The following is a 20,845-nucleotide window of genomic DNA, read 5'->3' on the forward strand; positions in this document are numbered from 1 at the left end:
TGGATCAATCAATACGGATGACCGCTCGGTCGGATCGCCCTGTGCTGTCAATTACGACCAATTGCGAAAAGCCTTGCCCGGGATTGCCAATCTCAAACTCGCGGCTCTGCATACCGCGCGCTACGGGCACCCCGTTGGCCAACACAACAAAAGGCGCCTGACCGCCGCGCAGTTTGATCGCCAACGCCTCTCCTTGGGTGTCAAGACGCGCCCCATTGGGGGGAAAGATCAGGTTGGGACTGTTGCCACTGTCGGCACTGACGCGCGCCTCGAACCGCTGCAGGGGGCGTGGCAACTCGGCCGCGCCCAGGATCAGCGTGGCCGCCGGGGGCGGGGGCAAAGGATCAAACGCAGGTTTCAATCGGCCAAAGGCCTGAAACAGAACCGGAGCCGCAAGGTCACCGCCAAAAACTCCTGGAACCGGCGTACCATCCGCCCGCCCCATCCAGACGCCGATCACATGGTGCCCGTCATAGCCGATGGCCCAGGCATCGCGGTGACCATAAGACGTGCCGGTCTTGTAGGCCAACACACCAGCCGAGGCCCCCGAAGGCGGAGCCAACCCTGACAGGATATCGCCCACATGCCAGGCCGCAACAGGGGACAGAACACGCCCTGTTTCTATTGAAGCGCTCGGCAGCTCATCGCGCAGGGTGATCCCCTGTCCGCCGCGCGCAAGGCTGGCATAAAGCTGCACCAGATCCTGCAAACTCATCCCGATGCCGCCCAGTGAAATCGCCAACCCCGGCTTGCCCGCCGGCAGTTTCGGATCGGTCCCTGCCCGGTGCAACCCGGACATCAGGCGCGCAGGGCCAAGCGCGTTTGTCAGCTTGACCACCGGAATGTTCAGCGACATCTGCAAGGCTTCTCGCACCCGCACATCGCCACGGAACTGCCCGTCGAAATTGCGCGGCGCATAGCGGCCGAATTGAATGGGCCCGTCGTGGATGAGTGTTTCCGGATGCACCAGCCCCTGATCAAAGGCCAGCCCGTAAACCAGCGGCTTGAGCGTAGATCCGGGCGATCGGATCGCTTGGGTCATGTCGATGAAACCCTGCCGGTCCGCCGCATACTCGGGCGAGCCGACAGAGGCGATAATCTCTCCGGTCTGCGCCTCTGCCACAACCAAGGCTGCGGACATATCGCGCCCCGCCTCACGCGCGGATTGCGCGACCAGACGCTCCAATCGACGCTGCGCTGCGACGTCCAAGGTCACGTCATGCCGCAGCCGATCCGGGAATTGCGCACGCTTGCGATCTGCCAGATGCGGGGCGAGCACAGGGAAGGCATGCTGCGTTTTGGGCAAACGCTCCGCCGTGGCGGCCAGAACCTCTGCCCGCGGCAATACACCTTGGGCCTGCATCCGTTCCAGCACACGGTCCCGCGCTGCGCGGGCGGCCTTTGGGTGGCGGTCCGGGCGGCGGGCTTCGGGCGATTGTGGCAAGGCGACCAACAGCGCGCCTTGGGCTGCAGTCAATCGGCGCGGCTCTTTGCCGAACCATGCCAGAGACGCCGCCCGCACCCCTTCGAGATTGCCGCCAAAAGGCGCGTGGGTCAGGTACAGCTCCAGGATTTCCTCCTTGTTCAGTCGCCGTTCCAACGCCAGTGCCACGCGTATCTGGCGCAGCTTGCCGGACCACCGTCCCGTTGATCCATCCTCGAGCAAGCGCGCAACCTGCATAGTCAGGGTCGATCCGCCCGACACCGTCCTGCCATTCCAAAGCGCCTGTCCGGCCGCCCGCAGCATCGCCAACGGGTCAACGCCCGTGTGGGTTTCGAACCGCTTGTCCTCGTACCGTTTCAACATGGTTAGATAGGTCGCGTCCACGGGCCCCGGTTTCAGCCGCCAGATGCCGTCGCCAACCTGATAGGCACGCAACAGGTGACCATGCCGATCCCGCACCTCGACCGAGGTGTCCGACAGGATCAAGGGCAACTCCGTTCGGTCGATCCAGGCATCCAACCCGTCACGCGTCAGGGCAGTCAGGAACAGGCCAACGGCCAAAGTAAAACTGATGAATGCGCCGCTAACCTTCATCCACCCACCCATGCCAGCCTTCGGGGTAACTCGTGACAAACCCGCTGGCATCCACATCCAACAATGCAGAGAAACTGGGCGAGTTGTATTGCACCTGCCCGCCCGGTGCCCGTTCGTAGATTTGATCCAGGCGTGCAATCTCATCCAGGTCCGGTTTGAGCCAGGCAGCCTGAGTTGCGATCTGCTCGCCCGGTACCCCACCCAACCGACGGATCGGCAGCAGGTTGGTCGCAGGCGTGAAACTCAGGTCCAGATCGGTGCAGCCTTGGGTTCCCGGTTGCAGCACATCATTCAGCAACCAACCCTCGTCACCGTGGGCAAGGCGCAGCTTCACGGGGCGGCCCTCGACTTCTCCGGCGACATCCGCAGACAGGCTCTGCCATTCCGGATCACAGCGCACATCGTAGCTCAGGCGCGAGCCAACACCATCGACACGCCAAACCGCATAGCCCATCAAAATCCACCCCTGATCAACACGCGACAGGGTGCAACGGTCTGTGCCTTCGCCAACGGTGCGCTGCCAGTGTGCCGTGGCAAGGGGGTGGGTCATTGCGTGACCTCAACTCGCCCCGTCTCGGTCCGGGCCCGGTAGCGGGGGCGGTACATGTCTTCGACCGCTGCGGCCGGATGATGGAACTCGCCCGGTGTCACGGCGCGCGCCACATAGGCCACCGTGACGGGTTCGCTGTTGTCCATATCAACTGCCGCCAAGAAGCGATCCGAGCGGAACTCGGCATGCCTTGCCTCGGACAGATCGAGCCAGTCCAACGAGCGCACATCACCCGATTGCAGCAGGCTGGGATTGTCGATCTCGACCCCTGCCGGCAGTGGGTCGTCGATCATCAGCCGTGCGCCCGAGGGCTCAAACGGTTCAACTGTCAAAACGGTGACAAAGCGCTCGCCCACAGCAAAGCTGCGGCGCTCCAGCGGCGCACCTTCCATCGAGTAGTACTGTCGTGTGATGCCATAGCCCGTGCCACCGGCAGGGCGCGCAACCTCGGGCACGCCAAGCGTGGTCAGCGTCACTTCGGTCGTCTTTCCGTCGGCGGCAGTGATGTTGTAGCTGTCACTGCCCGCGCCTTGCAGCACTTGCACAAACGGTCCCGATACCGGCGCGCCGTTGACCAGCAGGCCGACGTGTTCGGGCGACTTGATCAGCGCCTGCGCGGCCATCAAGGTCCACGCGGCTTCTTGCGTAGACAGGCGATCGCTGGTCTGGCTGACCTGGTTAATCAAAGCTGCATTCTGTGCCGTCACGCTACCCGCTTCGGCAGCGAGCGCGAGCACTCCAGCCGCATCGCGTTGCGTGGTGCCGTAATCCGCGCGCCAATAGGCGTTGTCCCCGAACCCATGCTCTTCGAACAGGTCGGCGGACCGCGCAAACAAAGCATCGGCCCGCGTCTGATCGCCATACATCGCCAACGCTGCCCCAAGTTGCGCGACTGCCAACGGAGTGGCAAAAGCCTCGGCCTTTACATCGGCGTAGTAGCGCAAATCCCCCATCGAGGCTGCCCCTTCGCGGGCCAACACCATCAGGGCATAGGCCACATCCTCGCCCCCGAAATCGAAATCAGGGGCATAGTTGATGCGGTTGCGCAGGTTGTCCATCGCCTGGGCAAAGGCGCGCTCGGGGATCACATACCCCTCGGCTCGCGCGCGGCTTAGGAAATCCGAGACATAGGCGTCGAGCCAGAAATCTCCGCTCTCGGCGCGCCACAGACCAAAGGCTCCGTTCGACGCCTGGCGGGTCAACACGCGCGAAATCGCCGCGTCGATCCGGGCCGAGATCTTGGGCCCGCTGCCCAGCCCCGTTACCTGTGCCACTGACGACAGATACAGCAATGGCATGGTTTGCGACGTGATCTGCTCGGTGCAGCCATAGGGGTAGCGGTCAAGCGTGCTCAGCAGGCCCGGTGCATCGAACTTGGCCAGCGGCCCGGCCGACAGGATGGCCCGCGCTGATCCTTGTCGCATCCCGGCAAAGACATCATCCGAGAACAGGAAACTATCGCCACCGGCCAGCGAGAACCGGCGGGTCTGTGCAACCACCGGATCATTGGCGCGCACCGGCATCCGCAGGGTTTGTGTCAGCGTCACGCCATCGGGTGTGGTCAGAGCAAGTTCAATGGTCGGATCGCCGACGCCGCCCGCACGGATCGGGATGGCAAAGGATACCTTTTCACCGAGTTCCAGTGCAAAGGCAGTGGGGATATCACCCATCTGCACGCCATTCGAAGCCGAGACCCGCAGCTGCATCTCTCCGGTCGCGCCACCGGCATGCACGGCCTCGAGCAGCATGCGGCTACTGTCCCCTGGCGCCAGAAAGCGCGGCAGGCTGGCAGTCAGGACCACCGGGTCACGCACCAGCATGTCATGCTCGGCCTGGCCCACCGCTCGGTCAGACCAAGCCACAGCCATCAGGCGAACCGTGCCATTGAAGGCAGGCAGCGGCACTTCGATCTTGGCTTGGCCGTCAGGGCCCAGCTTCACCGTACCGCTGAACACAGCCATCAGGTCCTGCGTGGGCGGCGGCGATTGCATCCGCATGCCGTTGTCCGCGTCGCCGCCCGAGCGCACCTGCCCCATGGCCCCGTTCATACCGTCGATCAGGCGACCGTAGACGTCGCGCAATTCGACACCAAGGCGGCGCTGACCAAAGTAATGGCCTTGCGGATCGGGACTTTGGAAACCAGTGAGGTTCAGAATGCCCACGTCAATCGCGGCGAGCGTCAGATAGACTTCCTCACCCTCGGTTGCGCCGTCTACTGAGACGCTGACGTTTTGCACCTGACGTGGCCGCACGACCTCGGGTGTGTCGATGGAAACCGTCAGCTTGCGGCCCTCAGGTTCGACCATGGCATGCACCAACCCAAGCGCACGGGCCGGGTTCTGGCCTGCGCTCACATCCATCGGACGGATCACGGTGGCGGTGACATAGGCGCCGCTGCCCCAATCCTCGGTCACGGTCAGGGGAATGCGAGTGTCCCCTGCGGTCACCTCGACCATCTCGCGGTGGATCACCTCATTCGACATCACCTGGATCAGGGCTGTTCCGCCCATGCGCGGCACGATCCGCAGTTGCGCGGTGTCACCGATGGCATAGCTGTCCTTGTCCAGCGACAGCTCCAGCCGGTCCGGCGTGACCGAGGAGTCCCCGCCCTGATACCATCCGGCAAAAAAATCAAACGCAGCCGCGGTGTAGGTGCCATCAAGGCGTTCAACGACCAGTTCGTACTCGCCCCAATCCACGGGCTGGGACACCGTCAGGGGGTCGCTGCCCAAATCAGCCTCACCCGTTGCAATGCGGGTGCGGCGCGTGGTCGGTTCCCAGTTCCAGTTGCCGTACAGCTGATACCACTGATAGCGCGTCTCGACCCGGTTCAGGGTCCAACGTACGCGCATGTTCTGTGTGTTCAGATCTGGTGTCAGGCCAATGACCTGAAACGCGGCTTCGGATCCTTCGGCCACCACATCCTCGAACAACGGCTTGATCCCGATCACATCCATGGGCGGGTTGACCTTTGCAGTAAGGCGGCGTTCCACCGGACGGGCCGAGCCATCAGCAAGCCGGGTGATCACGGTCGCCTCTAGCGGGCGACCGGCAGCGTCAATCTGGGGGATGTCCACAAACAGCTGCACCTTACCTTGGGCATCCGTGCGCTCGCCGCCGAAATAGCTGCTTTGCGCGGTAACGGAGCTGTCATAGCGGCCAAAGCGATAGCCGGGATAACCCTCCAACTCTTGCGTGGTGCGGATCACCACCTGCCCATCGGTGGTCAGATCAGATCCCGGCGCACCGAACAGGTAACGCGCGTCAATGCTGAGCGGCACGCTGTCACCGGGACGCAAGGGCGCTGCGGGCAGGGTTTGGTCAAAGTCGATGCGTTCGGGCAGAAAATCCTCGACCAGTACGGTCTGGCTTGCCAGCACCGCGCCGTTGGGGTCGCTTTTGATGTCCAACCGCCAGGATCCGCGCGGCACGCTGGCATCCACAGGCAGAGCAAAAACATGGCCGCCCGAGACACCGCCGTTGGACACGCGGCGCAGGTATTCCACGCCATCCGGACGGCTGAGGATCGCGGTCATGGGCAGACCATCAATGGCCTGCGCCACGGTATCACGCGCCAGAACGGTAGCATTGATAACCTCACCCGCGCGATAGGCGCCACGGTCCGTGGTCAGGAACACGTCGACCGGACCGGGCGCGGGCCGCCCTTCGACTCCGCGATCGGACAGGTCGAACGCCGGATCGGTAAGCGACAGGAAGCCGATGTCGCTGTCGCCTTGGCGGGCAAAGACCATCGCGGGTGCTGCGGCCCCGGTGCCACGTGTCAGGCCCGCGTCAAAGCGCACGTGACCATTTTCGTCGGTTGCAGCCTCGGCCAAGACCGCATTGGCTTTCGAGATCAACGTGACCTCGACCCCCGCGCGCGGCACGGCATCGCCAAGTCCCAGAACCGAGACATGCAAGCCGTCGGTTCCGGACACTGTGCCCAGCCCCAGATCAGACAGCACAAACCACTGCGTCGCGCCCGGATCGTCATAAGGATCGGCCCCCGGAACCCGCGCGGTCAGCGCATAGATGCCAGCGGGTTGCCCGGCGATGGCTTCGGCCAGAGGCAGCCGAGCCGTCATATCGCGATTCAGTTCGCTGGACACTTCAGCCGTGCCAGTCCAGACCTCTTGCGCGATCTCGGACGCGAACTGTTGATCCTGCCATTGGCTGAGTGGGCGACCAAAGAACCCGTCCTGCACCGCCCGCAGCAGATTGCGATCGCTGACCCGGCGCAGGCGTAGATCGATCTGTGTCAGGTTAACGGTTTCCACCGGCAAAGCAGCCTCGGACGTTTTGGGCAGAACATAAGACCGCCCCGGGAACCGGACCGAGGGCGAGCGGTCGCGCACATAATGTGTCAGCGTCACGTCGCGGTGCAGCGTCTCTCCCGAAGCGGCAGGCAACCCTTTGCGCAGCGTGAACCGATAGCGTTCGCCATGCTCGACACCGTCGACACACAGCTGCTGCTCATCGGCCTGAACAGACAGGGTCGTCGCGGACAGTTGAACATAAGGATCATAGTCGATGCTGGCCTTTTCCAGCGGTTCCGAGAATTGCACACAGATGCGAGGCGCGGCGGCGTCGCTTTCCACTGTGCTGTCAACCACGCGGAAGCCATGTTTGGCGATCGCGCTTTCAAGAGCGGCCAGAATGTCCTCGCGCGGTTGAACTTCGGCGGCATGACGCAGCACGGCCACCATATCGCGCCCACGGCTCGAGCGTTCCAACGCTTGGGACAGCAGCTCCAATGCAGTGACTTGTGCACCAACACTATCAGAGCGCAGATAGCTGTTGAGCGCAGCCGAAATCGCCATCGCGCGCACTTCGGACCTGCGGCGCGCATCTGGTTCGATTTGCAGCAACCGTCGAGCGTATTCGCCCCATAGATCGGAGCGATCCGTCAGGGATACGGCCACGCCGGTCCACCCCAACGCGCGCACCGGGTCCGACGCTGATGCCCGCATTGCACCCAACACCGCTTCGACATCGCGACCGCCAGCACGGTGGCGCAATCCCAGATCCCGAGCAAGAACTGCGGCTTGCGCGAAATCAACGTCCCGCAGCACGTCCAAGGCCTGAAGCCGGTTAGCCCCGCGTTGCAGCACGTCGACCGGAGTTGCGATCTTTTGCGCCGAAATTGCACCTTCATATGGGGTCTGATCGCTTAAACCGCTTTTGGGGAAACAGGAATTCGACCGCGTGTTGAAGGTGAACGCCGCACACTGGCGATTTGCTGAACACGCCCGGACACAGGAATCCAAGTCCGTGTCAAACAGCGCATCCAAATCGGCGCCATAAAAGTCCATGTCTTGCGTGACCACATAGCGAAAGCCGGGAATTGCATCCTGCGCAGCCGCGCCTCCCGCTAGCAAAAAAATCGAAAGAATTTGACCAATTAGCTTAGTGACAAAGCGTGGCATGATGCCCTCCCTGTTTGGGGCAGGGTCGCATGGGCTGCGCGGCTTTTGCAACGATTCCCATATTGAGACTTGGTTAAATACTTGTTCACCGACTCGTCGGATGCTGCAGGCCAAGAACCGCCTGGGGACTGTTTGGAATGAGCCTTGTCAACAAATTGGCCGAGGAACGGCGCGCACGCCTTGCCGCCGAACGATTGCTGGAGCTGAAACAGGCCGAATTGAGCGCGGCCAATCGCAAACTTGGACGGCACGCCTTGGCTCTCACACGTCAGATTGGCGAAAAGCAAGCCGAGGTCGCGACAGTTCGCGATGAAAACGAAAAGGTCAAATCCGACCTGACCGTTGCCAACGCCAAGATCGAGATTGCCGAACGTCGGTTGTGGCATTCGATTCAGACCATCCAGGACGGATTTGCTTTCTTCGACGCCGATAGCAATCTAATCGGGGCAAACACCGCTTATCTGAACGCCTTTGATGGTTTGGAAGAGGTCGGGCCGGGTATATCCTATATGCGGATTCTGCAGCTTTTTACGGACGAAGGGCTGGTAAATACGGAAGCCCTTGCTCCTGATGAGTGGCGCCACATGATGACCGAGCGCTGGATGGCCCCCAACCCGGAACCGGTCGTGATGCGCATGTGGAATGACCAATACATCAAGTTGATTGACCAACGCGGGCATGGTGGCGATGTCGTGAGCCTGGCATTGAATATCACCTCGTCCGTGCATTACGAAACTGAACTGCGTGTTGCCCGTGAACGCGCCGAAGCGGCGAACCGTGCAAAGTCGGCCTTTTTGGCAAATATGAGCCATGAGATCAGGACGCCCATGAACGGCGTCGTCGGCATGGCCGAGCTGTTGACCGATACCTCACTCGATGAAGAGCAAAGGCTTTACGCCAACACGATCAAAAACTCGGGCGAGGCTCTGCTGGTCATCATCAACGACGTTCTGGACTATTCCAAGATCGAGGCTGACAAGCTGATCCTGCACACCGAACCCTTTGATCTGGAACGGTGCATCCACGAGATTGCGATGCTGCTGCAGCCAACTGTTCGGGACAAGGGGCTCACGCTTTTGGTCGATTACGATCTGTTCCTGCCAACGCTGTTTATCGGGGATCCGGGACGCGTACGACAGGTTCTGACCAATCTGGTCGGCAATGCCATCAAATTCACGTCCAAGGGCCACGTGTTGATCCGCGTCACAGGTGTGCCGGATCCGGTGTCCCAAAAATGCGCCATCCACGTGGCGATCGAGGACACCGGCATCGGCATTCCGGCCGACAAGATCGACCACATCTTTGGCGAGTTCAATCAGGTCGAAGACGAACGCAACCGCAAGTTTGAAGGCACCGGCCTGGGCCTTGCGATTTCGCGGCGCTTGATCGAGCTGATGGATGGGTCTGTCTGGGTCGAAAGCGAAGAGGGCGCCGGTTCGTGTTTTGGGTTCCGTGTGACCATGGACATGGCCGAAGGACCACAACCGGCACCGCCGAATTTCCTGGGTGAAATCCACCATGTGATGATCGTGGACGACCTGCCGGTCAACCGCGCGATCCTGCAGAAACAGCTTGCCCAACTGGGCGTTAGCGTCACCTCTTGTTCATCCGGTAAGGAGGCATTGGACTGCATCGACAGCAGCGTCGATCTGGTGCTGAGCGATCACAACATGCCCGATCTGGATGGGTTGGAATTGGCCTATGACATGAATGAACGTGGATGGGGCGAGGTGCCTTTTGTGCTGCTGTCCTCCAACCCCAGCATGGCGCAGGCAGATCCGGCCAGCAAATTGCTGCAGGGTATCCTGCAAAAACCCATTCCCCGAGCAGAGCTATTCTCGCGCCTGTCCAATCTGGGGGCAAAGACACGGAAACCGGCGATTGCGCCCGAAACCGCGCATTCCGAAGCTACAACCGAAGGCGAAAAAACCGCTCAGGCTGGGGCAGACAAACGCCGAATGCGGGTTTTGGCGGCCGAGGACAACCGAACGAACCAGTTGGTGTTCCGCAAAATGGTCAAAGAGTTGGAAATCGATCTGAAGTTTGCCAACAACGGTCTTGAAGCCGTCGAAGCGTTTGACAGCTTCGAGCCGGACTTGATCTTCATGGACATCTCGATGCCGAAGATGGATGGCAAAGAGGCGACGGGTGAAATTCGCAAACTGGAGAACGGCTCTGCCCGCCACGTGCCCATTGTGGCGTTGACCGCCCACGCGATGGACGGCGATTCCGAGGGGATCCTGGCCGCGGGTCTGGATTTTTACATGACCAAGCCATTGCGCAAGGGGCTCATTCACGAACGCATCGCAGAACATCAACCGGCAGATGCTCTGCCGGTCAACAGATCAGATGCGGATCAGGACTGATAGGGGCGGACAAAAACCGGTTTTTCCGGCGTAGACAGATCAGCGCGATAGGCATACCCACCTGTGTCGAACTCCAGTATGCTCTGAGGATCGGTCAACCGGTGCTGAATGATGTAACGCGCCATCGCACCACGAGCCTTTTTGGCAAAGAAGCTGACAATCTTGGGCGTACCAGCCTTATCTTCCATGAACACCGGCGTCACCACGCGCAGTTTCAGCGCCTTGGGGGCCACCGCGCCGAAATATTCCTGGCTGGCGCAATTCACCAGCACCTGCGTTCCGACCTCTTCAGCTTGCGCATTCAGGGCTTTGCTCAGCTGGTCGCGCCAATAGTCATACAGCGATTTTCCCCGCCGGGTTTTCAACTTGCTGCCCATCTCCAAACGGTAGGCCTGGATGCGGTCCAGCGGGCGCAACACACCATAGAGGCCAGACAAGATGCGCAGATGATCCTGCGCCCAGGCGAGCTCATCCGCATCCAGCGACTCAGCCTCGAGTCCCTGATACGTGTCACCAGCAAAGGCCAGTGCAGCGGGGCGGGTCACATCAGCATTGGGTTCCTCGACAAAAGACTTGAACCGATCCCGGTTCAGACGTGCCAGATCGGGACTGATGTCCATCAGCTTCTGCAGGTCGCCCAACGTCAGATTGCGCGCCGTTTTGGCCAGCCGGATCGCGTCGTCCTGAAACGCAGGCTCAGTCGCCGTCACATCGCGTTCTGCCCAATCCAGCCGTTTGGCCGGAGAAATCACCACAAGCATGTTCTGCCCCCAAATTGTCGGTTCACGCAGACTTAGCCCGCAGTGCTCAGCACGTCCAGAAAGGCATCGCCAAAACGTTCCGCGCGGCGTTCACCCAAAACCCGCTCCAACCCATGACGATCATCCGGTTTCAGTTGTGCCACCCTGGCCAATTGCGAGGCTGAACAGCTCAGCGGCTTGTCGATTCCATCGACACCGCGCGACAGTTCTGTCTGTTTTTCAAGCAGTTGATCATAGATATCGCCGCGATCCCGAACCGCCAGCTTGCGTCGTGCCGGGTGAAGCTCTTCGATCGCGCCGGTGATCACTTCAAGAAAGAGTGAGCCATAACGCTCCAGCTTCTTTGCCCCAACACCGGCCACCCGCGCCATCTGATCCAGCGAAGCAGGGCGGCGTTCGGCCATCTCAATCAGGGTGCGGTCAGGGAAAATGACGTAAGCAGGTACTTTGGCCGCCTCAGCCAACGCACGACGTTTGGCCTTGAGCGCAGACAGCAGCGGTGCATCCTCATCCGAGACCATCGCCTTGACCGCCGGTCTGCGCGCGGCCTTTCGGATAGAGTCGCGCCGCAGTTGGATCAGAGCCTCACCCTTGAGGATCGGTTTGGCCCCTTCGGTCATACGCAACGCGCCATGGCGTTCCGGGTCAGGGCGCACCAGATCATGCCCCATCATTTGACGGAAGATCGCCTGCCACTGGGGTTTACTGTATTCCTTGCCAACGCCGTAGGTGGGAAGTTGGTCATGGCGACGCGCGCGGATCTTGTCGGTTTCATTTCCCAGCAGGATGTCGATGAGATGCCCCGAACCAAACCATTCCTCGGTCCGTAGGATCGCCGAGAGCGCCATGCGCACCGGCGTGGTGCCGTCGAACACATCCGCTGGCGTGTCACACAAATCGCATTTGCCACAGGTCACGTCCGCTTCGCCAAAATACCCAAGCAGCGTCTTGCGGCGGCATTCCAACGCCTCGGCCAAGCCAAGCAGCGAGTTCAGCCGCGCATGATCAGCAGCGCGGCGTTCGGGCGGGGCCAGCCCCTCGTCTATCTGCGAACGGCGCAGACGGATGTCGTCAGGGCCAAACAGAGTCAAGGTTTCCGCAGGTCCCCCATCACGTCCTGCGCGGCCGATCTCCTGATAGTAAGCCTCGATCGACTTGGGCAGGTCAGCATGCGCCACCCAGCGGATGTCCGGTTTGTCGATGCCCATGCCAAAGGCCACAGTCGCCACGACGATCAACCCATCCTCGCGGGCAAAGCGGGTTTCCACGATGCGCCGATCCTCGGCCTCCATTCCGCCATGGTAGTAGCAGGCGGAATGCCCGGCCTCGCGCAGCGCCTGCGACAGGGTTTCCGTCTTGTTGCGGGTACCGCAATAGACGATGCCGGATTGCCCTTTGCGCGCGGCGGCGAATTCCATGATCTGGCGGCGGGGATTGTCCTTGGCAGAAAAGGCAAGGTGAATGTTGGGCCGGTCAAAGCCACGCAGAAAGGCACGTGGCGGAACACCATCGAAGAGTTTTTCGACGATCTCGTCCTGCGTTTCCGCGTCCGCCGTTGCGGTAAATGCTGCCAACGGCACGTCCAAGGCGCGACGCAGTTCGCCAATGCGCAGGTAATCAGGGCGGAAGTCATGGCCCCACTGGCTGACGCAATGCGCCTCGTCCACGGCGATCAAGCTGACCCCAATCCGGCGCAGCATGCCCATTGCAGCACCCGAGGCCAAACGTTCGGGCGCCATATACAAAAGCTTCAAATCGCCCACATCCAGCGCGGCCCACACGGCTTCGGTTTCTTCCGGCGTGTTGCCGGATGTCAGTGCCCCGGCAGCAACGCCCGCCTCTTGCAGTGCCCGCACCTGGTCACGCATCAGCGCAATCAGCGGAGAGATCACCACCGTGACCCCCTCGCGCAGCAGCGCAGGCAGTTGGAAACACAAGGATTTACCGCCGCCCGTGGGCATGATTGCCAGCACGTTTTCGCCCGAAGTCACGGCGTCGACAATTTCCTCCTGCCCGGGGCGGAAGGCGTCGAATCCAAAGACATCTCGCAACAGCGGCGCGGCGTCGAACATTTGGGCGTGTGCCTCGTCAGTATCTTGTGTGTCTGCTCTTAGCAGGCACAATCACACACTAAGATTCCGTGAACAAGAGGCCACGGATTACGAGGTCAGTAGAACAGAGCCGCGTTGTTGATCAGGATGATCCGGAGTGCAAAGACACCCAGCAAAACCACCAATGGTGCCAGATCAATACCAGACATCGGCGGCAACAATCGGCGCACCGGGCTATAGAGCGGTTCCAGAATGCGGTTCAGCCCGTACCAGATCTGTGCGACCAGTTGCTGATGCAGGTTGAGCACCTGAAAGTTGATCAGCCAGCTCATGATCACGTGGGCGATGATGAAGAACCAGACAACGTCCAGCAGCAGCATCAGGATTTGGAACAGCGATTGCATCGGGCTTCCTCATTATCGGATCGCATATCACCTAAGCAGACACGCCCCAAAGGGCAAGTGCCACTAGGCCTGGGTGGTTGACAGTTCCTGACTGTGCCGCCCCCGCAACGACGGTGCCGCGCCCCGGCGATAGTCCTTGCTTCGTTCAAGAAATGCCCGTCATATCGAAGCAATTGCTTTGGGGATGAACATGGCAGAAATTTCTACGCGCAAGCGCGTTTGGGGCTGGTGGTTTTTTGATTGGGCCAGTCAGCCGTACCACACGCTGCTTGTGACCTTTATCTTTGGTCCGTACTTCGCAAGTGTCGCGGCCGAGCACTTTCTGTCGACCGGACTGGACACGCAGGCCGCCGCGGCGCGGGCGCAGACGGTCTGGTCCTGGTGCTTGACCATCACCGGTTTGATCATCGGGTTTGGCGCCCCATTGATTGGGGCCTTGGCTGATGTCACTGGGCGGCGCATTCCGTGGATATTCGGCTTTTCGATCATGTATGTCGTGGGTTCGGGCCTGCTGTGGTACACCATGCCCGATGGGTCGAACATGTGGTGGATGCTTTCTGCGTTTGGTCTGGGATTTGTCGGCGCCGAGTATGCGCTGATTTTCATCAACTCTCAGCTGCCCGACATTGGCGAGGAAGAGGACGTCGGCAAAATCTCGGGTTCCGGCTTTGCTTTTGGTTATTTCGGGGGGCTGGTGTCTTTGGCGATCATGCTGGCGCTGTTTGTCGAACAGCCCAACGGCAAGACGCTGATCGGGCTTGATCCCGCCTTTGGACTGGATGCGGGGGCACGCGAAGGCACACGGTTCGTCGGACTTCTGACTGCAGCCTGGTATGTTCTGTTCATGATCCCGTATTTCATGTGGGTTCGCGACGCCGACCCCACGGGCAAGCCCGGCGGGCTGTCGCAAGCGCTCAAGATGCTGGGCAAGGCGGTCAAGCGGGTGTTGTCCCGGTCTAGCCTGGCAGCCTATCTGGGGTCATCGATGCTCTATCGTGATGCGTTGAACGGCCTCTACGGATTTGGCGGCGTCTATGCCACGCTGGTTCTGGAATGGAACATCGTCAAGATCGGCGTCTTTGGCATTATCAGCGTGCTGGCGGCGGCTGTCTTCGCTTGGCTGGGTGGCAAGGCCGACAAGAAATATGGTCCCAAACCAGTGATCAAATCATCGATCTGGGTATTGATCCTGGTCTGCGCCACGATCGTTGGCATGGACCGGACGCAGATTTTCGGCATCCCCCCTGGCCGAGGGATCAACGCTCCCGGATCTGATTTTCTTTGGCTGTGGTGTCCTGATCGGTGGCATGGGCGGAATCTTGCAAGCGTCCAGCCGGTCGATGATGGTGCGTCATTCCGACCCCGAAGCACCCACGGAAAGCTTTGGTCTTTATGGTTTGTCGGGTCGGGCGACGGCCTTCCTGGCCCCGGCCTTGATTGCGATCATGACCACAGCGACGGGCAGCGCGCGCTTGGGGGTTTCCCCTGTGGTGGGATTGTTTATTCTGGGTCTGATCCTGTTGACCTGGGTAAAAGCAGAAGGGGACCGGACCTAGTGCGTATGTTGCGAGTTGTAAGTGTCATAGCCTGTGCCATTGGGTTGGCTCTTCCTGCTGTCGCCGAACCTTTGGCCAAGCAGTTGTTTGGGGCAATGGACACAGGCTCTCGTCAACGCCCAAGTGCTTTTGGAAGCTACTCCAAAGGCTGCGCATCGGGTTTGGTGCAATTGCCGGAAACCGGGCCAACTTGGCAAGCCATGCGCCTGTCGCGCAACCGCAACTGGGGCCATCCTGAAACCATCGACTTCATCGAAAAACTCAGTCGTAGTGCTGCCAAGCAGCGCGGCTGGAGCGGGCTGTATATCGGGGACATCAGCCAGCCGCGCGGCGGGCCGATGCTGACGGGTCACCGCAGCCATCAGATCGGGCTCGATATCGACATCTGGATGTTGCCCGCAAACAACCTGCGCATGTCGCGCCAACAGCGCGAGAGCATCTCGTCCATTTCACTGCGCCGCAACAAAGGCGCGTTTGTAAACAGAAACTGGACGCGCCAGCATCACGAGATCATCAAGGCCGCCGCCAAAGACAAGCGCACGGCGCGCATTTTTGTCTTTCCCGGCGCCAAGGTGCAGATGTGCAATGATGAGAAGGGCAACCGCTCTTATCTGCGAAAGATCCGACCCTGGTATGGGCACCACTATCATTTCCATGTTCGCCTAAAATGCCCCCGCAACGCCAAAGGCTGCGTCAATCAGGATCCTCCGCCCAAGGGCGATGGCTGCGCCGAGGCGCAAACCTGGGTCAACAACATCATAAGCCCGCCGCCGCCAACACCGCGCGACCCCAATGCGCCACCTCCCAAAAAACGGCGTGAATACGTCTTAGCGGATTTGCCAAGCCAATGCGTTTCGGTCTTGCAGTCTCAATAGCTCTTGCATTGGTGGTAACCGGCACCGCAACGGCCGTGGACCTTTCCAAAGCGCAGTTTCTGAGCAGCTACACATGGCACAACAAGGCCAAGTGGTTCGGTGGGTTCTCGGCCATCGAAATGTCCGATGACGGCCGCAGGATGACGATACTAAGCGATCGCGCCAAAATAGCGACGGCAGAAGTTACACGACAATCGGACGCCATCGCGAGCGTTCGGATCACGTCGATGAACCGAATTCACTCCAGCAAAGGGAAAGCTCTGTCAGGTCGCGGTGGAGACTCGGAAGGTTTGGCCATTGCTCCGGATGGGTCCATTTTCATCTCATTCGAAGGTGTCCACCGCGTTGCCCGGTACCAAAACCCAAGATCAAAAGCCCAAGTCCTTCCAATACCCGGCGCCTTCAAAGGATTGGCCGAGAACGGATCGTTTGAGCCATTGGCCATCGATCGAAACGGCCATTTGTACACCATGCCTGAAAGCGGCCTGACTGCGGACGGCCGAATTCCGGTTTACCGCTGGAACGGTCGTCACTGGTCGCAACCCTTTAGCTTGCCAACTCATGGAAGCTTCTTACCGGTGGGTGCCGATATTGGACCCGACGGCCGGTTTTACCTGTTGGAACGGTCAGCCGGGGTACTGGGGTTTCGCAGTCAATTGCGGCGATGGGAGTTTCGGAACGGTCAGGTATCGAACCAAGAAGTGATGTTTCGAACCGGGCCCGGAACCCACGACAACCTCGAAGGTGTTTCCGTTTGGCGGGATCAAACCGGCACCCTGCAGGCGACGATGGTGTCTGACGACAATTTCCTGTTCATCCAACGCACCGAGCTGGTGGAATACGCTCTGCCCAACTGACTTGCATTGATGCCGCAAGTTGGCTAAACGCGCCGCTTACCTGCCAATCCGGTGGGGCAAGTCGCCGCTACCTTGTCAAAAAAACGGGCTCAGACATATGACACGCGCACATCTTCCCGGCATTCTTGCCATGGCCGCCATTGTTGTGGCCTCGAACATCCTGGTTCAATTCCTGTTTGGCCAATGGCTGACATGGGGGGCCTTTACCTATCCTTTTGCGTTCCTGGTCACGGACGTGATGAACCGCGTCTATGGCGCGGGGCCCGCACGCCGCGTGGTTTTTGTTGGCTTCATCGTGGGCGTTGTTTGCTCGCTGATCGGCACGCAGATCATGGGCGAGTTCGGCCCGCTGGTCACGCTGCGTATCGCCATGGGATCAGGCATCGCATTCCTGACCGCGCAAATGCTGGATGTCAGCATCTTTGCCGCCCTGCGCGGTGGCAAATGGTGGCGTGCGCCGCTGGCCTCGACCCTCGTTGGGTCCTGTGTGGATACCGCGCTGTTCTTCTCGATCGCGTTTTCGGCACAGCTGGCCTGGTTGGAACCGGCCAATGATGTGTCCTGGGCAAATGAGGCGATCCCGATGCTGGGGATGGGACCAGTTGCACCGCTGTGGGTCTCGCTGGCCTTTGCGGACTGGCTGGTCAAGCTGTCGCTGGCACTGATCGCCCTGATCCCCTTCCGCATGATTGTTCAGCGCTTGGACCGCAACGGCACCACCGCCTGACGATTTCGTTTGGAGAATTCGGCAACCCGTGTCACGCTCCCCTTGAGTTCAACAAAGGAAAAGGAGGTGATCCAGTGTCGAGAAAGAGATTGGAGAGAGGTGTCGGAACAATTCGGGAGCACGCCTGCTAAGGCAACCCTTGGCGGCAACGCCACCCGAAACGATCTGAGTTCAGGTCCGTGAGCATGCTCTGACCGACCCGACCTCCTAATACTTTCGAAGGGCCGTCCGTATTCGGGCGGCCCTTTTTGAATTTGCCCTGTTTGCCGCGAAAGGGCCGAGGTAAAGTCGCGCCATGCTGCGGATTTCAGACGACATATCCATTCAGGACTGGGAGCTGACGGAAAGCTTCATGCGCGCCTCGGGCCCCGGCGGGCAGAACGTCAACAAGGTCGCAACTGCGGTCGAGCTGCGGTTCGAGGCCGAGCGGTCCCCCTCTTTGTCCGGACCGGTGAAAACTCGGTTGAGACGTCTGGCGGGCCGCCGCTGGACCAAGGACGGCGCGTTGATCCTGCAATGCGACGAGACCCGCTCGCAAATTCGCAACCGCGAGATTGCGCGCGAACGGCTGGTGGCGCTGATCCAAAAGGCCCTGGTGGCTCCCAAACGCCGGATCGCCACAAAACCCACCAAGGGATCGGTCCGCCGCAGATTGCAGGCCAAAAAGGCCCGCAGCGAGGTGAAGACTTTGCGTGGCAAGATCTCGGACGACTGATGCGCTCTTGGGTTCGGGGGGGCTCCCGCGCCCGAGCGATCCTGGCTGCGCCAGCACCGCTAACGGCCTTGGGCGTAGCGCCGCGCTGCGCGCGGCGCGGACCCGATCCCCGGCTGGTGTTCCACATGAAGCGCGGCCATCGGATGACGGGGATACGTGGACACGCCCCGGGAGCAACCAAGCGCCACCCGCCGAGCGCAGCGAGGTCCCGCCCAACGGGAGGAGGTTTTTTATGTCAAGAAAAATTGACGACGGGCGGGAGCGCCCCCGAAATGCACAGCAAACCTCTCAGACCGCTTTAAGCTGGCGTCCTTGGAAGGCGCTGTTAGTGTACACCCAAGACCGCGTTTTTAGGGGAGAGGAAGCACATGAGACTGCAGGGGAAAACGGCCATCGTCACCGGTGGTGGATCGGGGTTTGGTGCGGGCATCGTGGCCAAATTTGTATCCGAAGGTGCGTGCGTGATGATCGCGGATATCAATCTGGATACCGCCCGCGAGACCGCCAAACAAATGGATGGCGACGCCTTTGCCCATCAGGTTGATGTCGGAGATGCGAATTCGGTGGATGTCATGGCCGAAGCGGCACTCGCCAAGTTCGGCCACCTCGACATCCTGATCAACAACGCCGGCGTCACCCATCTGCCGACCCCACTCGAAGACGTAAGCGAAGCTGATTTTGATCGGGTGTTCAAGGTGAACATGAAATCCGTCTACCTGACCGCCCGCGCCCTAATCCCACATATGAAGGAACGTGGCACAGGTGCTATCCTCAACGTTGCCTCGACTGCCGGCGTCTCCCCCCGGCCGAACCTGAATTGGTACAACGCCTCCAAAGGGTGGATGATCACCGCGACCAAGACGATGGCCGTGGAGCTTGCCCCCTCGGGCGTCCGCGTGAACGCGTTGAACCCGGTCGCCGGTGAAACGCCGCTCCTCAAGTCCTTCATGGGTGAGGACACACCTGAGGTGCGCGCCAAATTCCTGTCCACCATTCCCCTCGGCCGCTTTTCGCAACCCGAAGACATGGGCAACGCCGCTTGCTTCCTATGCTCGGACGAGGCCAGCATGATCACCGGCGTCGCGATGGAAGTCGACGGAGGCCGCTGCATATGAGCCGTGTGAACCTGACCGAAAAGCTGGCGCAGTTCTCGTCGCATTGGGATCCGCATGTGGTGGCCGATTACAACAACAACGACGTGATGGTGGTCAAGTTTCAGGGCGAGTTTCCCTATCACCATCATGATGACACCGATGACTTCTTCCTTGTGCTGGAAGGCGAGATGGTGATGGACATCGAAGGTCAATCGCCCGAAATTGTGCGCGCCGGTGAACTCTATATCGTGCCCAAGGGTGTAACTCATCGCCCCCGTGCTGATGCCGAATGCAAGGTTCTGCTGATCGAACCGAAGGGCGAGCCAAATACCGGCGATCCCGCCACGGCGGCCCCGAAACCCAGGATCTGATGCCATGCAGCCCGGTCCCAAAAACCTGATTACCGATGTGTCCGGCCTAATGGTCGGCAACGCCCAAGACGACGTCCTGAAATCCGGCACAACGGTCCTGACGTCAGCCGAGCCCTTCACGGCTTCGGTCCATGTGATGGGTGGCGCGCCCGGCACGCGCGAGACCGATCTGTTGGCCCCAGACAAATCCGTGGCCAAGGTTGAGGCACTGGTGCTGTCGGGCGGATCCGCCTATGGGCTGGACGCCTGTTCTGGCGTTGTGGACGGGTTGCGCACACAGGGGCGCGGGTTTCAGGTTGGCCAGGCGATCATTCCCCTGGTGCCGGGTGCGATCCTGTTTGACCTGCTCAATGGCGGGCAAAAGGATTGGACCGAGAATCCTTATCGCGCATTGGGCCGTGCGGCGTTTGAGGCCGCAGGCGAAGAGTTTGACCTAGGCACCGCCGGTGCGGGCACGGGCGCGCTGACCTCGATGCTCAAAGGCGGTTTGGGGTCTGCGTCGCTGGTGTTGGTCGATGGCACGACCGTCGGCGCGCTGGTAGGCGTCAATCCGATGGGCAGCGTCACCACGCCGGGAGATTGGCATTTCTGGGCCGCAAACTTTGAGATTGAGGGCGAATTCGGCGGCGCGGGCCCTGATCCTAACGGGGGGCTTGGCCGCAGTCAGGAAAGCCGGAAGCTCATGGCGATGCGCCAGCATTCACAAGACCGCGCCAATACAACCATCGCCATCGTGGCAACCGATGCGGACCTGTCCAAGGCACAATGTCAGCGCATGGCCATTGCCGCCCACGATGGCATTGCACGGGCAACTGTGCCTGCGCATTCGCCGGGGGATGGAGATCTGGTGTTTTCAGTGTCAACAGGCGCGCGGCCGATGACAAACCCGGAACGCGATCTGACAATGATCGGTCATGCCGCCGCTCTTTGCCTGTCGCGCGCCATTGCGCGTGCCGTATATCTGGCCACTCCGGCCAAAGGCGATCTTTTGCCGACATGGTCGCAAGCAAACAGTAAATAAACTCAGGGACTGCGACACAGTGCCGGTGCGCGT

Annotated in this window: 14 protein-coding genes and 1 pseudogene; 9 read left to right on the forward strand and 6 right to left on the reverse strand. The window is 60.6% G+C overall.

Annotated elements, in window-relative coordinates; all coding sequences use genetic code 11:
- Nucleotides 1-4: 4 nt before the first annotated feature.
- Genes pbpC through TRM7615_RS01520 form a run of 3 tightly spaced genes read right to left on the reverse strand, consistent with a single transcriptional unit; the run spans nucleotide 5 to nucleotide 8,014 of the window.
- Complete coding sequence (pbpC, locus tag TRM7615_RS01510) at nucleotides 5-2,038, reverse strand: penicillin-binding protein 1C (protein ID WP_108785143.1); 2,034 nt, start codon at nucleotides 2,036-2,038, stop codon at nucleotides 5-7.
- Nucleotides 2,028-2,588, reverse strand: a complete 561-nt coding sequence (locus TRM7615_RS01515) for a putative glycolipid-binding domain-containing protein (RefSeq protein WP_108785144.1) — start codon at nucleotides 2,586-2,588, stop codon at nucleotides 2,028-2,030. The genes pbpC and TRM7615_RS01515 overlap by 11 nt, the downstream gene beginning before the upstream one ends.
- Nucleotides 2,585-8,014, reverse strand: a complete 5,430-nt coding sequence (locus TRM7615_RS01520) for an alpha-2-macroglobulin family protein (RefSeq protein ID WP_108785145.1) — start codon at nucleotides 8,012-8,014, stop codon at nucleotides 2,585-2,587. The genes TRM7615_RS01515 and TRM7615_RS01520 overlap by 4 nt, the downstream gene beginning before the upstream one ends.
- 137 nt (nucleotides 8,015-8,151) lie before the next feature.
- Between TRM7615_RS01520 and TRM7615_RS01525 the strand changes: the two genes are divergently transcribed.
- Nucleotides 8,152-10,380, forward strand: coding sequence for a response regulator (locus TRM7615_RS01525; protein ID WP_108785146.1), 2,229 nt, complete (start codon nucleotides 8,152-8,154; stop codon nucleotides 10,378-10,380).
- On the opposite strand, the gene yaaA is transcribed toward TRM7615_RS01525, so the two are convergent.
- From yaaA to TRM7615_RS01540, 3 genes are all read right to left on the reverse strand, one after another.
- The gene (gene yaaA, locus TRM7615_RS01530; protein ID WP_108785147.1) at nucleotides 10,371-11,141 is read right to left on the reverse strand and encodes a peroxide stress protein YaaA; all 771 of its coding nucleotides are present in this window, start codon (nucleotides 11,139-11,141) and stop codon (nucleotides 10,371-10,373) included. The genes TRM7615_RS01525 and yaaA overlap by 10 nt on opposite strands.
- Nucleotides 11,142-11,173: 32 nt before the next feature.
- Complete coding sequence (gene recQ / locus TRM7615_RS01535) at nucleotides 11,174-13,213, reverse strand: DNA helicase RecQ (protein ID WP_108785148.1); 2,040 nt, start codon at nucleotides 13,211-13,213, stop codon at nucleotides 11,174-11,176.
- Between the two features lie 95 nt (nucleotides 13,214-13,308).
- Entirely contained in the window at nucleotides 13,309-13,596 is a 288-nt protein-coding gene (locus TRM7615_RS01540; RefSeq protein WP_108785149.1) for a YggT family protein, read from the reverse strand.
- Nucleotides 13,597-13,786: 190 nt separating this feature from the next.
- On the opposite strand from TRM7615_RS01540, the pseudogene TRM7615_RS01545 reads away from it, so the two are divergent.
- The 8 genes and pseudogenes from TRM7615_RS01545 (at nucleotide 13,787) to TRM7615_RS01580 (ending at nucleotide 20,812) form a co-directional block, all read left to right on the forward strand.
- Nucleotides 13,787-15,152, forward strand: a pseudogene (locus TRM7615_RS01545) (MFS transporter).
- A gap of 95 nt (nucleotides 15,153-15,247) precedes the next feature.
- Nucleotides 15,248-16,027, forward strand: a complete 780-nt coding sequence (mepA, locus tag TRM7615_RS01550) for a penicillin-insensitive murein endopeptidase (protein WP_370739761.1) — start codon at nucleotides 15,248-15,250, stop codon at nucleotides 16,025-16,027.
- Complete coding sequence (locus tag TRM7615_RS01555) at nucleotides 16,000-16,884, forward strand: esterase-like activity of phytase family protein (RefSeq protein ID WP_108785151.1); 885 nt, start codon at nucleotides 16,000-16,002, stop codon at nucleotides 16,882-16,884. Before mepA ends, TRM7615_RS01555 begins: the two co-directional genes overlap by 28 nt.
- Nucleotides 16,885-16,981: 97 nt before the next feature.
- The gene (locus tag TRM7615_RS01560) at nucleotides 16,982-17,611 is read left to right on the forward strand and encodes a queuosine precursor transporter (RefSeq protein WP_108785152.1); all 630 of its coding nucleotides are present in this window, start codon (nucleotides 16,982-16,984) and stop codon (nucleotides 17,609-17,611) included.
- A gap of 295 nt (nucleotides 17,612-17,906) precedes the next feature.
- Nucleotides 17,907-18,326 carry an alternative ribosome rescue aminoacyl-tRNA hydrolase ArfB gene (gene arfB, locus TRM7615_RS01565; RefSeq protein ID WP_108785153.1) on the forward strand — a complete coding sequence of 140 codons (420 nt, stop codon included), beginning with the start codon at nucleotides 17,907-17,909 and terminating at the stop codon, nucleotides 18,324-18,326.
- Nucleotides 18,327-18,694: 368 nt separating this feature from the next.
- Nucleotides 18,695-19,441 (forward strand): SDR family oxidoreductase, encoded by a 747-nt coding sequence (locus tag TRM7615_RS01570; RefSeq protein ID WP_108785154.1) that lies wholly within the window; start codon nucleotides 18,695-18,697, stop codon nucleotides 19,439-19,441.
- Nucleotides 19,438-19,791 carry a cupin domain-containing protein gene (locus TRM7615_RS01575; protein WP_108785155.1) on the forward strand — a complete coding sequence of 118 codons (354 nt, stop codon included), beginning with the start codon at nucleotides 19,438-19,440 and terminating at the stop codon, nucleotides 19,789-19,791. Before TRM7615_RS01570 ends, TRM7615_RS01575 begins: the two co-directional genes overlap by 4 nt.
- 4 nt (nucleotides 19,792-19,795) lie before the next feature.
- The gene (locus tag TRM7615_RS01580; protein WP_108785156.1) at nucleotides 19,796-20,812 is read left to right on the forward strand and encodes a P1 family peptidase; all 1,017 of its coding nucleotides are present in this window, start codon (nucleotides 19,796-19,798) and stop codon (nucleotides 20,810-20,812) included.
- The last annotated feature ends 33 nt before the right edge of the window (nucleotides 20,813-20,845 follow it).

The organism is Falsiruegeria mediterranea M17, assembly GCF_900302455.1.
In the GTDB taxonomy this organism is placed as follows: Bacteria; Pseudomonadota; Alphaproteobacteria; order Rhodobacterales; family Rhodobacteraceae; genus Falsiruegeria; species Falsiruegeria mediterranea.